16 protein-coding genes are annotated in these 14,147 nt (G+C 64.5%); 11 read left to right on the forward strand and 5 right to left on the reverse strand.

Annotation, left to right across the window (positions count from 1 at the left end; translation table 11 throughout):
- The first annotated feature begins 23 nt into the window (after positions 1-23).
- Positions 24-353 (forward strand): PilZ domain-containing protein, encoded by a 330-nt coding sequence (locus VN934_06555; GenBank protein HXM18457.1) that lies wholly within the window; start codon positions 24-26, stop codon positions 351-353.
- Here VN934_06555 and VN934_06560 read toward each other — a convergent pair.
- Positions 350-559, reverse strand: a complete 210-nt coding sequence (locus tag VN934_06560; protein ID HXM18458.1) for a hypothetical protein — start codon at positions 557-559, stop codon at positions 350-352. The genes VN934_06555 and VN934_06560 overlap by 4 nt on opposite strands.
- Positions 560-740: 181 nt before the next feature.
- Here VN934_06560 and VN934_06565 point away from each other — a divergent pair, with 181 nt between their 5' ends.
- The 7 genes from VN934_06565 (at position 741) to VN934_06595 (ending at position 6,901) form a co-directional block, all read left to right on the forward strand.
- Positions 741-1,019 carry an FHA domain-containing protein gene (locus VN934_06565; protein HXM18459.1) on the forward strand — a complete coding sequence of 93 codons (279 nt, stop codon included), beginning with the start codon at positions 741-743 and terminating at the stop codon, positions 1,017-1,019.
- Positions 1,016-1,852: a pantoate--beta-alanine ligase gene (panC, locus tag VN934_06570; protein HXM18460.1), complete on the forward strand. Its 837-nt coding sequence runs from the start codon at positions 1,016-1,018 to the stop codon at positions 1,850-1,852. Before VN934_06565 ends, panC begins: the two co-directional genes overlap by 4 nt.
- Before the next feature lie 2 nt (positions 1,853-1,854).
- A complete protein-coding gene (coaBC, locus tag VN934_06575) occupies positions 1,855-3,081 on the forward strand; it encodes a bifunctional phosphopantothenoylcysteine decarboxylase/phosphopantothenate--cysteine ligase CoaBC (GenBank protein HXM18461.1) in 1,227 nt (408 codons plus the stop codon).
- Positions 3,053-3,913: a type III pantothenate kinase gene (locus VN934_06580; protein HXM18462.1), complete on the forward strand. Its 861-nt coding sequence runs from the start codon at positions 3,053-3,055 to the stop codon at positions 3,911-3,913. The genes coaBC and VN934_06580 overlap by 29 nt, the downstream gene beginning before the upstream one ends.
- Before the next feature lie 77 nt (positions 3,914-3,990).
- Positions 3,991-5,319 carry a heme peroxidase family protein gene (locus VN934_06585; GenBank protein HXM18463.1) on the forward strand — a complete coding sequence of 443 codons (1,329 nt, stop codon included), beginning with the start codon at positions 3,991-3,993 and terminating at the stop codon, positions 5,317-5,319.
- A gap of 58 nt (positions 5,320-5,377) precedes the next feature.
- Positions 5,378-5,941 carry an NADPH-dependent FMN reductase gene (locus VN934_06590; GenBank protein ID HXM18464.1) on the forward strand — a complete coding sequence of 188 codons (564 nt, stop codon included), beginning with the start codon at positions 5,378-5,380 and terminating at the stop codon, positions 5,939-5,941.
- Between the two features lie 36 nt (positions 5,942-5,977).
- The gene (locus VN934_06595; GenBank protein HXM18465.1) at positions 5,978-6,901 is read left to right on the forward strand and encodes a dienelactone hydrolase family protein; all 924 of its coding nucleotides are present in this window, start codon (positions 5,978-5,980) and stop codon (positions 6,899-6,901) included.
- A 10-nt stretch (positions 6,902-6,911) separates the two neighbouring features.
- Here the strand turns inward: VN934_06595 and VN934_06600 are convergent, their stop codons facing one another.
- Together VN934_06600 and VN934_06605 are read right to left on the reverse strand one after the other, a co-directional pair.
- Entirely contained in the window at positions 6,912-8,093 is a 1,182-nt protein-coding gene (locus VN934_06600; GenBank protein ID HXM18466.1) for an amidohydrolase, read from the reverse strand.
- Positions 8,090-9,196 carry a YCF48-related protein gene (locus tag VN934_06605; GenBank protein HXM18467.1) on the reverse strand — a complete coding sequence of 369 codons (1,107 nt, stop codon included), beginning with the start codon at positions 9,194-9,196 and terminating at the stop codon, positions 8,090-8,092. The genes VN934_06600 and VN934_06605 overlap by 4 nt, the downstream gene beginning before the upstream one ends.
- A gap of 95 nt (positions 9,197-9,291) precedes the next feature.
- On the opposite strand from VN934_06605, the gene dusB reads away from it, so the two are divergent.
- Positions 9,292-10,314 carry a tRNA dihydrouridine synthase DusB gene (dusB, locus tag VN934_06610; protein ID HXM18468.1) on the forward strand — a complete coding sequence of 341 codons (1,023 nt, stop codon included), beginning with the start codon at positions 9,292-9,294 and terminating at the stop codon, positions 10,312-10,314.
- A gap of 117 nt (positions 10,315-10,431) precedes the next feature.
- Positions 10,432-11,052 carry a hypothetical protein gene (locus VN934_06615; protein ID HXM18469.1) on the forward strand — a complete coding sequence of 207 codons (621 nt, stop codon included), beginning with the start codon at positions 10,432-10,434 and terminating at the stop codon, positions 11,050-11,052.
- A 3-nt stretch (positions 11,053-11,055) separates the two neighbouring features.
- Here the strand turns inward: VN934_06615 and VN934_06620 are convergent, their stop codons facing one another.
- On the reverse strand, positions 11,056-11,595 hold the full coding sequence (locus VN934_06620; protein HXM18470.1) for a hypothetical protein: 540 nt from the start codon (positions 11,593-11,595) through the stop codon (positions 11,056-11,058).
- A gap of 6 nt (positions 11,596-11,601) precedes the next feature.
- Complete coding sequence (locus VN934_06625; protein HXM18471.1) at positions 11,602-12,408, reverse strand: hypothetical protein; 807 nt, start codon at positions 12,406-12,408, stop codon at positions 11,602-11,604.
- A 187-nt stretch (positions 12,409-12,595) separates the two neighbouring features.
- Between VN934_06625 and VN934_06630 the strand changes: the two genes are divergently transcribed.
- Complete coding sequence (locus tag VN934_06630; GenBank protein HXM18472.1) at positions 12,596-13,648, forward strand: SPFH domain-containing protein; 1,053 nt, start codon at positions 12,596-12,598, stop codon at positions 13,646-13,648.
- Positions 13,649-14,147 lie beyond the last annotated feature (499 nt).

Consider the following 14,147-nt stretch of genomic DNA (forward strand, 5'->3'; position numbering starts at 1 on the left):
GGGATCTTCATAGGCGTCACTACGTGCGTGTGTCGGTGTCGCTGCCCGTTGAATTCACGCTCGAAGGCGAAGCTGCCGGTCGAGCGGGTTCGGCGCTTGACCTCGGCGCAGGCGGCATGCGCCTGGTCGCCTCGTACGATCTCCCGGCTCACGCCGTCCTCGAGATCAAGTTCCGGCTGCCCGGATCGGAACGTTCGATTCGCGCGCGCGGGCGCGCGGTGGCCAGCGCCTTCTTAGGCGGCGAAAAAAAGTTTCATCACGGGGTCGCTTTCACGTCGATGGATCCCGATGATCGAACTGCTGTTTTGGAATTCGTGGACGCGCAAGACACGCGCCGGCAAACGCGGAGCTAGCGGGGCCTGGACTCTCCTAGGAACCCGTAGAAGTAGTATTCCGACCCGTCAGTCATGGTCACAACCACGCGCGTTTCTTCGTAGGTCGCGCTGGCGACGCTTTTGCCCGGCATGGTGTCCAGGATGCCTTGGGCAAACTCTCGCTCCGCCTCGCGCAGCGCCACGGGGTCGATGTCCATCATTTCGGATTCATGGAGATTTTTCAAGATTGGGACTTCCCTCTATGCTTCTCATCGGCCACCGGGGCCGCAAAGATGAGCGGTATTTCCCGCCAAAGCCGTCACACTTTGAATCACACTTTGCAGCCGCTCGGTCCCGCAAGACGTAGCGCGGGAACCCCTTTTTCGACCCTCGAACAGCCGCTCGCCGATGTACTGTATCGAAGCGATGAACGGCCCGCTTGACGGCAAACGCTGGCCGTTTGACGAGGCCATCACGATCGGACGAGATCATGAAAATGCGCAGGCGGTGCTCTCGACCGACCGCAGCGTTTCGCGCCGCCACGCCAGCGTGAACGTTGAAAACGGCGCGCTTTTCTTGAGCGATCTGGAAAGCAGCAACGGCACATTTCTCGACGGGCGACCCGTGAAAGACCGCACGGCCATTGCGACAGGCACGCCGTTCGTGGTCGGTCGCACGCTGCTGCGCGTCCTCGAAATTCCTTGAGGCGCATAGACAGCATAGCCGAGCTGCGATCGGCGCGCGATAAGCTTTCCGCGCCGGTTGGATTTGTGCCGACGATGGGAGCGTTGCACGCGGGTCACGAGTCGCTCGTGGCGCGCGCGCGCGCCGAATGCGCGTCGGTGGTGGTGTCGCTCTTCGTGAACCCGCTGCAGTTCGCGCCAAGCGAAGATTTCGAGCGCTATCCCCGCACGCCAGAAGCCGACAGCGCAAGGCTCGAGCGCCACGGCGCCGACATCCTGTTCGCGCCCGGCAAGAGCGAGATGTTCCCCCCAAACGCGCAGTTCGCAGTCGTTCCGGGGGCGGTCGCGGCGAGTCTTGAGGGGCAGCGGCGCCCGCATTTCTTCGGCGGCGTCGCGACCGTCGTGCTCAAGCTGTTCAACATCATCCGGCCGGAGCGCGCCTACTTCGGACAAAAAGACGCGCAGCAACTCGCTGTCGTGAGACGCATGGTGATCGATCTGGATTTGCCCATCGAAATCGTGGCTTGCGCGACCGTCAGAGAAGACGACGGCCTAGCGCTGTCGTCGCGCAACGCATACCTCAAGCCGCAGGAGCGAAGCGAAGCGGGGCGCCTTTTTCGCGCACTCCAGCTCGTGGCCCAGCGCCTGAGCAGGGGTCAGCGCGACGTCTCCGCAGCCCTGCGGGAGGCGGAAGCCGTCTTGCCTCCATTGAAACTAGACTACCTCGCTGTCGTGGACCCAGCGCGCTTCGAACCCCTCACGGAGGCGCCGGCCGGAGCCGCGCTGCTGGCGGTGGGCGCCGCGTTCGCGGGAGCCACCCGGCTCATCGACAACCTGGAATTCAAAACACCATAAGCATGCCGAACGACCAACCCCTGGCCGATCTGAACCGCAAGACGCTGCTCGTGGGCGTGTGCGGCGGCATCGCTGCGTACAAGTGTGCGGGGGTCGTGAGCGCGTTGCGTCAGGCCGGTGCAGACGTGCACGTCATCCTGACCGAGTCGGCACAGAAATTCATCACGCCGCTCACGTTCCAGGCGGTGTCGAACAACGACGTCCACACCGATATGTTCGCGACCGACTCGACATGGGACATCGCGCACATCGGTCTCGTGCGCAAGAGCGAGCTGATGTTGGTGCTCAACGCCACCGCCAACACGCTTGCGAAACTCGCGCACGGCATCGCCGACAATCTGCTGACCACGAGCGTGCTCGCGACGCGCCGGCCGGTGCTGGTGGCGCCGGCCATGAACACCGCGATGCTCGAAGCCGCGCCGACCCAAGAGAACATCGCCAGTCTCCAAGCGCGCGGTTTTGAGTTCATCGAGCCGGGCGTCGGTTTCTTGGCGTGCGGCGAAGTCGGCAGCGGCCGTCTGGCGGATGAGGCCGAGATCGTCGCGGCGGTGCGCCGCGTCATCGCCCGCACGCATCAGTTCGAAGGCGTGCGCATGCTCATCACGGCGGGGCCGACGCGCGAGTTCGCAGACCCGGCGCGTTTTTTGTCCAATCCCGCCACCGGCCGGATGGGCTTCGCGCTTGCTGCCGAAGCCACGGCGCGCGGGGCTGACGTCACGGTGGTCTATGGCCCAACCGAATTGCGACCGCCGGCAATCGCCGAGACGGTCGCGGTGACGAGCGCGCGTGAGATGCACGCCGCCGTGCTGGAACATCTACCGGGTGCGCAGATCTTCATCGGCGCCGCCGCGGTGGCGGACTTTCGGCCCGAGCTTGTCGCTGCGCACAAGGTGAAAAAAGAATCGGCCGAACTGACCATGACCCTCGCGCGCAATCCCGACATCGTGGCCGACGTCGCCGCGCACGGACCCAAAGGCTGTTTCGTGGTGGGGTTCGCCGCCGAAACGGATGATATCGAGACGAACGCGCGCGCGAAACTCGAAAGCAAAGGGCTTGATTGCGTGATCGCCAACCGCGTCGGCGGCCCCGACGGCGCGTTCGGCGCCCGCGAAAATGCGGTGACCATTTTGTGGGGACGCGACGGCCGCCAAGAGGTGCCGCGCGGATCGAAGAGCGCGGTCGCGGCGGCGATTCTCGATCGTGTCGCGACGTTGCGAGCCGAACGCTGACGTGCTGCTCGCGATCGAAGTCGGCAATACCAATATCAAATTTGGGCTCTTCGAGACCGAAGGCGCCGCAGCGGGCACGCTCGTGCATACGTGGCGCTCGGCCACCGACCGCCAACAGACCGGCGACGATCTCGCCGCCTCGATAGACGGCATGCTCCGCTTGAACGGCGTGAAGCGCAGCGCGGTCACCCGCGTGGCGGTGGCAAGCGTCGTGCCGGCGCTGTATCGCGCGCTCACCGGCATGGCGCAGCGCTATTTCAACTGCAGGCCGGAGTTCTTGTCGGCGGCGCGCCAGACCATCGTGCCGGTCAAGACTCGGCGCGCCGCGGAGCTCGGCGCGGACCTCATCGGCGGCGCGATCGGCGGCGTGGTCAAATACGGCGCGCCGCTCATCGTGGTCCAGTTCGGAACCGCCACGACCTTCGCGGCGGTCAACGCGCGCGGCGAGTACATCGGCACTTCGATCGCGCCTGGCATCGAGGTCTCCGTGGACGCGCTGATCGGACGCGCGGCGAAGCTGATGAGCGTGCCGCTCGTCAAGCCCGAGTCCGCGATCGGCACCGACACGCCGACCTCGCTGCAATCCGGCATCATCTTCGGCTTCATGGGACAGGTGGAGTATCTCGTCGCGAAGATCGCGCTCGAAATGGGCGGCCCGCGGCCTACCGTGCTCGCGACGGGCGGTCTCGCCGACTTGATCGCGCCGCACATGGAGATCTTCCAGGCGAAAGACGAACGCCTCGTGCTCGATGGCATCTACCACTGGGCCGCGCGCTCGCGCCCGAACGAGGCCAAGCCCGCCGGCGCCGCAGCGCGCAGCCGAGCGAAATAGCCCGACATTAGTCCAGGAGGAACTCGGCTTGGCGAACCCAAGCCTAACCGATGGCTATTCATAGTTGTGTTCTCCACTTGGATCTCAAAGAGGGACTGTCGGGCGGCGCCGGCGGCAAATATCGCCGGATGTTTCCCGATCTCGAGGGCTTGAAGGTGGACGAGCCTCTCTTGCTCGCGCTGGGGCGGACCGGCGCCGCGATGGACGTCGTGAGCGATGTCCCCGAGGCGGACAATCCGCGCATCGCGGCGGGCCACACGATATTCGGCCACATGCTAGCTCACGACGTCACGGCCGACCGCAGCCTGCTGCAGCATCATGCGCGGCTGCGTGAGATCCGCAATTTCCGGACGCCGGCGCTCGACTTCGAGTCCCTATACGGCGCAGGCCCCGGCGGGGCGCCTTACCTCTACGACGCGGATGACCCGGATAAATTCCTCTTGGGCAATAACGCTGCAACGGATCAGAACGACCTGCCTCGCAATCGGCAAGGACGCGCATTGCTTGGCGATCCGCGCAACGACGTGCACGGGATCATCTCCCAGCTGCATCTGACGATGCTGAAGTTCCACAACAAAGTCGTCGACCACGTGCGCAAAGACGGGGCGGCGCCGAGTGAGGCCTTCTCGCAGGCGCAACGCAACGTGCGCTGGCATCTGCAGTGGATCGTGCTGCACGAATTTCTGCCGCTCACCGTGGGCGAAGACCTCATGAGCGAGCTGCTGGAGCGAGGTCTTCGCTATTATCAGACCGGGAGCCGGCCGTTCATCCCGGTCGAGTTCGCCGACGCCGCGTATCGGTTCGGCCACGCGCAGATCCGCGTGAAGTACCGGCTTAATGCGAAAACCTTCGCCGAGATATTCCCCGACCTGGCCGGCGGCAGGTTCGTGCCCCCGGAACGAGTCGTCGAGTGGCGTTATTTTCTCGAGCTCGACCCGAAGACGCGTCCTCAAGCGAGCGCGCGCATCCGCGCGCGCATGGCTCACTCGCTCATCGACTTGCCGGAATCGGTCGTGGGCGCGACCGCCTTGCCCGAGTACCACTCGTTGGCGTGCCGCGATCTGCTGCGCGCGAACGCGTTGAATCTCCCGTCCGGCGAATCGGTGGCGCGGCACATCGGCGCCGAACCGCTGGACGCCGCCGAAGCCGGCCTCGGGGAATACGGGTGGAAAGGCGAGACGCCGCTCTGGTACTACATCCTGCGCGAAGCCGAAGCGAGGCACAACGGCGAGCGCTTGGGCGAAGTCGGCGGCCGCATCGTCGCCGAGACGTTGATCGGCATCATCGATGCCGATCCGACCTCTTATCGAAGCGCAGACCCTTCATGGCAGCCGGGTTTGCCGGCCGCTCGCGACGGCGAGTTCACGCTGGCCGACGCCGTGCGGCTGGCCGTTCCGGCCGCATAAAAATCATGGCACGGCGAGGAGGAAGCGGCGACCAGTTGGAAGGCCCGGCGCCAGCCGTATGAGCGACGCCCCGCTGACCGTGGCTGCCTTCGCGGGCAGCCTGCGCGAAAAATCCTACAACAAAATGCTGCTTCGGGCGGCCGGCAAACTGGCGCCACCCGGCATGCGCATCGAAACGATCGACATCAGCCAGATACCCCTGTACAACGCGGACCTGGAGCCGGCGAACACACCACCTTCGGTGCGCGCGATGCGCGAGGCGATCCGGGCGGCGGACGCGCTGCTCATCGTCACGCCGGAATACAACTATTCGTTTTCCGGCGTCACCAAAAACGTGATCGACTGGGCCTCGCGCCCGCCGGACGATTCGTGCCTCAACGACAAGCCCACCGCCATCGCGGGCGCCTCGGCCGGCGGCTTCGGTACGGTGCGCGCGCAGCTGCACCTGCGTCACGTCGCGGTCGAGACGAACATGTGGATCCTCAACGAGCCGGAAATGCGCGTCGCACGCGCGTGGCAGAAATTCGACGACGCGGGCGCGTTGACCGACGAAGATGTCGCCCAAGAATTGCGCGAACTGCTCGTAGCGCTGGCCGCTTGGACCCGCCGCCTAAAAGTGTAGTGCCGGGGCTTTAGCCCCGGAAATGGAGGCAATCGCATGCGCGAGCACATCGACCCGTTGCATTCCACGAATCCGGACCTGAGCCGCCGGACCTTCATCGGCGTAACGGCCGTCGCGGCGGGCGCGGCAAGTTCAATGGGAGCGGCGCTCGCCGCCGGTGAGGACTATGGCAAGCCGCACGCGCCGATCGTGCCGGAAAACGATCCGGACATCCGGGTCGAGCGGCCGACGCTGGCGCGCGACGACGGCAACATCGACGCCTACGCCGCGCATCCGAAGAACGCGAACCAAAAAACGCCCGGCGTGGTGATCGTGCAGCACATCTGGGGCGTGGACACCTCGATCCGCGACGTCGTGCGCCGTTTCGCGAAGGCCGGCTACGTCGCCATCGCGCCGAATCTGTTCGCGCGCTGGAATCCGCCGAGCGGTGACGGCGCAACCGATTACAAACCGTTCTCGGAGATCGCTTCGAAGCTCTCCGACGACCAAGTAGACAAAGATATCGCCGCCGGTGCGGCGTGGATCCGCACGCGCGCGCACGCGCAGCCTACCCAACGTCCGCCCAAAGTCGGCGTGCTCGGGTTCTGCATGGGCGGCAGCATAGCGCTGCGCGCGGCCGTCGACACGCCGACGTTCGACGCCGCGGCCATTTTCTACGGCAAAGTGCGATACGGGACGAGCGACACCGGGCCGATCACCGACATGGCGCTGGCATATTCAGATGAGATCCGCATGCCGGTCATCGGCAGCTGGGGTGGTCGAGACACGAGCATCTTGCCGGACGACGTGCGCGCGCTGGATCAGCGGCTCAAAACGCCGCACGACTTCAAGATCTATGCCGACACCGGCCACGCGTTTTTCGACGACCAGCGAAAATCATACAACGCGGCGGCGGCGCAGGACGCGTGGGCGCGCACCTTGGCCTGGTTCGGCAAATACCTAGCGGCAGCCGGAATGTAGTGCCGGGGCTTTAGCCCCGGTTTTTCGGGGCGTCAAGCGCCAGCGCGGTCATCATCTGCACGCCGGTCTCCAGCGCGCGCTCGTCGATCGCGAAGCGCGCGTTGTGATGCGGCACCGCGGTGCGCTCGTCGCTTTGCGATCCGATGAAGAAGAAGCAGCCCGGGCGCTTTTGCAGCATGAACGAGAAGTCTTCAGCGCCCATGGTCGGCGTGAAATCCACCGCGCGCTCGGCGCCGACCGTGCGCGCCGCGAGTTCGCGCACGTAGGCCGCCTCCTTGGCGTCGTTGACCGTGACGGGATAGCGCTCGAGATACTGGTAGTCGTAGGATGCGCCCGACGCCCCGCAGCAGCCCGAGAGGACCATTTCGATGCGAGGCTTCATCTGCGCGCGCTCTAGCGCCGAAAAGGCGCGCACCGTTCCGAGCAGCTTGACCTCGTCGGGGATCACGTTGTGAATCGTGCCGCCGTGAATGGCGCCGATCGTGACGACCGCGGGCTCGATCGGGTCGACGCGCCGGCTCACGACCGACTGGACCTGGTTGACGAACTGCGCGGCAGTCCAAATCGGGTCGATCGTCTGATGCGGCGCCGCGCCATGCCCGCCGCGGCCGCGGATCGTCACTTCGATCGAATCGCTCGATGCCATGACTGGCCCCGGGCGCACGAGCACCTGACCGCAGGCATACAGCGAAGCGAGGTGCAGACCGTAGACCCGCTCCACGTGCGGGTCGTCCAACAAGCGATCCTCGATCATCGCCTTTGCGCCGCCTTTGCCCTCCTCCGCCGGCTGGAAGCACAGGACGATTGTGCCGCACAGCAGATCGCGGCGCTCCATGATCATCTGAGCCGCGCCGAGCAGAATCGCCACGTGTCCGTCGTGGCCGCAGGCGTGCATCGTGCCGGAATTCGTCGACGAGAAATCGACGCCGCTCTCTTCTGTGATCGGGAGTCCGTCCATGTCCGCGCGCAGCAAGATCGTGCAACCGGGTTTTTTCGTCCGCAGGACGCCAACGACGCCGGTCACGCCGACGCCGGTCTTGACCTCGTATCCCAATGCGCGGAGGCGTTCCGCGACGATGCCGGCGGTGCGATGCTCTTCAAAACCGAGTTCCGGGTGCGCGTGCAGATCGCGGCGCACCGAAACGACGTCGCGGAAGATCGCGGGCGAGACATCGAGGAGCGCGCCGGTCATTTCGAATAGACCTGCTTCCACGAACGCCCGCCGTCGCCGGTCGCGAGGACCACGCCCTTGCTGCCGTTCACGCCTGCTACCCAGCCATGGCTTGAATCGACAAACGAGATCGCCGGCGGACTCGCGGCCGTGATCCCTAGGATCGTCGAAACCGACGTCCAGTGCGCGCCGGCGTCCGTGGTGCTGATGATCGTCACCGCGCCGGCGTCCTGGCACGGCAGACAGATGCCGAGCACGAACGCGGTGTTCGCGTCGGGCACCGAGTAGTCGCCGGGCGCCTCAGCAGGTCCATCGGCGACGTTCACCTGCGGATAGGCATCGGGAGTTCTCTTGTTCTGCAGCACCGGATTCCAGTTGTTGCCCGTCTGGTCGCCGCGCACGAGCAGATAGGAACGCTGCTGCATTCCGCGCGCGCCGGTGGCGAAGAGCACCCACACGGAGCCGCCGTTGCAGCGCACGGTCGCGTACCACGTGATATGCGTGTCCACCGGCGCCGAGTACGCGTGCTGCCAGTCGGTGCCGAAATTTTTGCTGACGAGCACGGCCGCCTGATACGCGACGAACGATGCATACGCGCCCGCGCTGCAGGCCGAATCGATCAGCAGCGGCTGATCCTCCAGGCGCCAGGTGTAGCCCTGATTCGATGCGACGGCAAGACGGCCGCCGAAGAACGGCGTGGAGCGTTCAGTGGCCTCGCTGGGCGCCATCGGAGAGCCGCCGGCGACCCCGAGTCCAAAACTCGGCTCGGAGAAACTGATGGTGCGCAGCGAGTTTCGCGGCTCCGGAAGTTTTTTCCAATTGCGTCCGCCGTCATTGGTGCCCATGAGAATGCCGTTGCCGCGGATCGGATCGACGCCCGCGGCCCACCCGCTGCCGCCGGGGGTGAAACTCAACGACGTGAACTGAACGCGTCCGGTGTATTGCGAGTGCCAGGTGCGCCCGCCGTCGGTCGTCGCGACGATCGTGCCGTCGCCGGCAGCCCAGCCCGTGCTGGTATTGACGAAAGCGATCGCGCGCAGATTCGCAGCCGCGCATGGTGCGACGCTGAACGTGAAGGCGAGCGCGCCGGCGCTCGCGATCGTCAAAAGAAGATATTTGTGCATGGCACTCCTCCGTATCGGCCGAGCTTCGTCGCAGGCCGTGACACGCCTGCCAGCGAGGCGCATCCCGGTCATTAGTCGAACAGTTGCTTCGTTCCATGCACGACATCAAACCGCTTCGCATCGGCAAGCTCGAAATGTTCCCGCCGCTGGCGCTCGCGCCGATGGCGGGCGTGACCAACGCCCTGTTCCGACGCTTGTTCAAACCGTTCGGTCTCGGTTTGACGGTGAGCGAATTCGTGTCGGCGCAATCGCTCGTGCGCATGCACCGGCGCACGCTCGAGATGATCGACGTTTACGCCGAGGAGCGGCCGACGGCGGTCCAGCTCCACGGCAGCGATCCTGAAGTCATGGCGCAAGCCGCCGCATTCGTCGAAGAATGCGGGGCTGATATCGTCGACATCAATTTCGGGTGTCCGGCGCCCAAGATCGTCAAGGGCGGAGACGGCGCCGCGATCTTGCGCGACCCCGACCTCGCCGTGAAGATCTGCGAGGCGGTGCGCAAGGCGGTCACGCGAGTGCCGGTCACCGTGAAGATGCGGCTGGGTTGGGAATCCGATAACTTCACGTTCGTGGAGATCGCCAGGCGCGCAGAAGCGGTGGGCATCGAAGCCTTCACGCTGCACGGCCGCTACGGAAAACAGTTCTATAAAGGAAGCGCGGATTGGGCGCACATCGCGCGGCTCAAGGAAGTGCTGACCGTGCCGGTGATCGGCAACGGCGACGTCAGTTCGGCGGCTGACGCGGTGCGGCGGCTGCGCGAGACCGGCGTCGACGCCATCATGGTCGGCCGGGCCTCGCTGGGAAATCCGTGGCTCATCCGAGAGATCGCGGCAGCGATGCGGGGCGAGCCCGCGCCGGCCCAGCCGAGCGTCGGCGAACGCATCGATTTCGCGCGCTTGCATCTGGACGCCATGGTGGATCGCTACGGCGAGAAATCGGGCGTGCTGCAGATGCGCAAACATCTCGGTTGGTACATCAAGGGCATCCGCGATGCTTCAACGCTGCGCGAGCAGATCAATAACACACCGGGTGTGGACGCCGTTCGGGAACTACTCGACATCGCGCGCACGCGCGAACCCGAAAGCGTGGGGACCCCCATGGAGGCCCTCGCGAGCTAAGTCCAGCGGGACAAAACCAAATGGAACTTCCGCCCACGCCGGGCGATATAAAATGTAGCGACCCGAGCGAAGCTCGGGTGTAGTGCCGGGGCTTTAGCCCCGGAGTAGGAGACACCGATGTCAGACCAATCGCAAACCCCGACGCCCGCCATCCGGGCCCCGGTGCCGGTACCAACCCCCGAGCCGGGTGCGCCGCAACACACGCCCGCGCCGCCGCAGCAAGCTGGCCCGACGCAAGGCATCGGCCACCTGCTCAGCAATTTGGCGAGCATCATCCCGGGATTTGCGGGATACAAAGCGATCGAGGATCGACGCAATTCCGACAAACAATTGCGAGCCACGATCGGCGAGCGATTGACCGCGATCAATGGCCGCCTGAGCGGCGTCGTCGACGCACTGACTCGGCAGGGCGATCTCGACGCGCTCGCGCTCATCGATCAATCGGGCCGGCGCTTGGAACGGCTCATCGATCGCATGCGCTTCGCCGACTACGGCTATTCAGCCGTGTTCGATCGCGTTCAACTGGGCGAGCCTGAGCTCGATCGGCTGTATCAGTACGACTTGGGCATCATGCAGGATTTGGGCTCGTTTGACGCCGCCGCGTCCGAAATAGAATCTAGCGCTTCGGACTCCGCGAAACTCGGCGCGGCGCTGAACAAGCTCGACGCGCTGACCGCCGAATTCGACCGCCGCTTCGAAGCGCGCAAGCACCTCTTCGACGGCCTGCCGACCGTCTAAGCATCAACCGGGCTTTTCCGGCGGGAGCGGCATGCGTGGTTCGCGTGCCGGGTACGTCCCCTTGGGAAAGCGCTCCTTCCAGCGTTTGGCCCTCGATGCGATGAACTCGAAGTTCTCGTAGGCGGCGGGGGCATTGCGGCGGCGGATCGCGATGACGCCGGCGAGATTTTTCCAACACCACAGAATCGAGTCGGCTCCCCCGCCGAACTCCATGAGCAGCGATTCGTCCATCATCCGATTCTTCACCAACGCTCCGAGTTCGTCGAAAAAACCGGCAACGATCAGTTCGGGGTGATGGTCGCGATTGATCACGAGCCCGATATCGCGACGGAACTCCTCGGAGTTCATCAGCTCCGGCAGTTCGAAATAGACGAAGCTGATCAAAGGTATGTTGTCATTGAGCCGTTGCCCGAGCGTGAGCAGCGATTCTTGCTGGTTGCTGGTACGCAAATGGCGGAGCTGGACGAACGCGGCTATGGCCGTCACGGTGATGACGACGAAGGTCCCAACGGAGGCCGCGATGCTCCAGACTTCCAGCGACATGCCCGCTTAGGTATGGGTCGCTTGCGGGGTCGGCAACGGGTTCGGCTGGCGCACCGCGTCGATCAGGATGATCGCGCGCGTGTCTTCTGTCTTGTAATTGCGCGCGGCGTAGACGATCATGCCCATCGGCGTATTCGTGTTCATGAGGTCGGAGATCGACATGCCGGTGTTCTTCTTGGCCACCTCGTCGATCCCGCCGCGCATCATGGCGGGCAACTTGTCGTACTGGTCCATCAGGTCCATGGTCGGTCCGAGGTGGTCCGCTACCGCTTTGGGATCCATGATCATGACCAGCACGACGCGTCCGCGGTCTTTGGTGAAGAAGCCTGCCGGCACCAGGCCGAACGTCTGGAATGTGTTGACGAAAGGATCAACCGGTGCCGATGAGGGCTGCGCGGTCGCACCCGCGGCCGGAGAGGCGATCGCACTCGCGCCATTCACCTCGTTGTCGCGGAACGTGGTAGCGTCAGTCGGAATCAGATCCGGCGGCGGCGACGCTACGACTTGATGCAGCCACTTGCGAAGGTCCTCAAGCGATGCGCTGGTCTTGATCAACTCCTGCGAGCCGATGTAGGGCTTATACTGGTCTTGGCCCTCGCCGAACATATTCGAACCCAGTTTCTCGATCTCGGGGCTGTCGTCGTACTTGCCGACCGTCACGACCGTGTTCGGTGAGATCATCGGAAACGTGCTCTGCGGCGCGCTGTTGCCGCCGAAAAGGCCGCCGCCTTGCGATCCACCCTGCTTGGCGCACGCCACCAGAACGACGCCCGCGGCGATGAAGTACACAGCGAAGCGAAAGAAAGCTCTCATGACGGTCCTCCTATGCGACCAATAGTAGCATGGGTCCGTACCGGGAGCGTCCGCCCAACCCCTGCGGAGCGCGAGGTGTTGCGGGACACGACGTCAAGAGCCTTGAAACCTCTGCCGAACCTATAGGTATGTAGGCGCGGACCACTTCGCTCTTTAGGCGCCCTTCGAGGTTAAGAAAGCAGAAGCAATGGCACTCGGACTTTCCGTCATCGAGTTTTTCGACAACACCGGGCAGCAGATCGTCCACCGCTGGCCGGAGGAGGGCTCCACCGACATCAAGTGGGGCAGCCAGCTCATCGTCCAGGAGAGCCAGTCAGCGGTGTTCTTCCGCGACGGCAAGGCGCTCGACACCTTTGGGCCCGGCCGTTACGCGCTCTCGACCCAGAACCTGCCGCTCATCACCGGGCTGCTTTCGATCCCGTTCGGCGGCACCTCGCCGTTCCAATCCGAGGTGTACTTCGTCGCGCTTAAAGTCTTCACGAACTTGCATTGGGGCACGGCTGAGCCCATTTTGTTCCGCGATACCGAATTCGCGATGGTGCGCTTGCGCGCGTATGGCATTTTCAGCGTGCGCGTCACCGATGCGCAGCTCTTCGTGAACAAGATCGTCGGCACGCAGAACGTCTACACGTCGGATTCGCTGCAGGATTTCTTCCGCAACATCATCGTGTCGCGGCTGAACAACCTGCTCGGCGAGACCGTGAAGAGCGTGCTCGACCTGCCCAAGTACTACGACGCGCTCGACGCCGCCGCCAAAGCGCGCGTGAAAGACGACTTCGCGCAATACGGCGTGGAGCTGGTCGACTTCTTGATCAACGCGATCACGCCGCCCGATGAAGTGCAAAAAGTCATCGACGAGCGCACCGGCATGGGCGTGGTCGGCAACATGGGCCAGTACATGCAATACAAGGCGGCGCGCTCGCTGGAAGACGCGGCGCAAAACCCGAGCGGCGGCGCGGGCACGGCTGCCGGCATCGGCATGGGCGCGGGGCTCGGCTTCATGGTGCCCGGCATGATCAATCAAGCCATGCAGCAAGGAGCGGCATCCAACGCTGCGGCCGCGGCCGGAGCTGCTGCGGCCACGATGGCGTGCCCCAATTGTCATGCGCAAATCGCCGCGGGCGCGAAATTCTGCCCCGAGTGCGGCAAGTCGACGGCCGCGGCGCAGTGTCCGCAATGTCACCAGCCGACCGCGCCCGGCGCGAAGTTCTGCGGCAACTGCGGCGCAAAGCTGGCATAGGCGTTAGCGCCTCGAGCAGCATTCGCACCATTCCAGCGTGTCTAGCCATAGTGGCTAGTCTTCTCGTGTGCTGCGGCTGCAGCCGATCCTCGCGTAGCGTTTCGTCAGCGACGCCGAGTCTTGCACCGGGCTTTGTGGTTAGCACATTACCGCCGGTGGCGGACGTTGGTTGGCCGATCCCCGCAAGGTCGATTGCAGACGATCGAATCGACGCGCACATCCCTGCGGGCGTGACCTGGGTCGACCACGTCGTGATTCGGAAAGGTGATGACCATGTTGCCCGCCGCCAAGCGCGCGAACATCCTCTGGTTTCGCGTGCATCCGGGACGCGAAGGTTATGAGCGGCTTCCAAATCACGGGCTCGTCGTCGAGTATGTCGCAGGCGCGGCCGGCGCTGGGCCTCTGCCCCTCGAGGGGCATCTCGTTTTGTACTTCGATGGCCGCGTTCAACCTGACTCAAATTTGATTTTTAGTCGATACTTGGACAGGTACTTGACTG

Origin of the sequence: Candidatus Tumulicola sp. (assembly GCA_035601835.1) — a bacterium.
GTDB lineage: Bacteria > Vulcanimicrobiota > Vulcanimicrobiia > Eremiobacterales > Eremiobacteraceae > DATNNM01.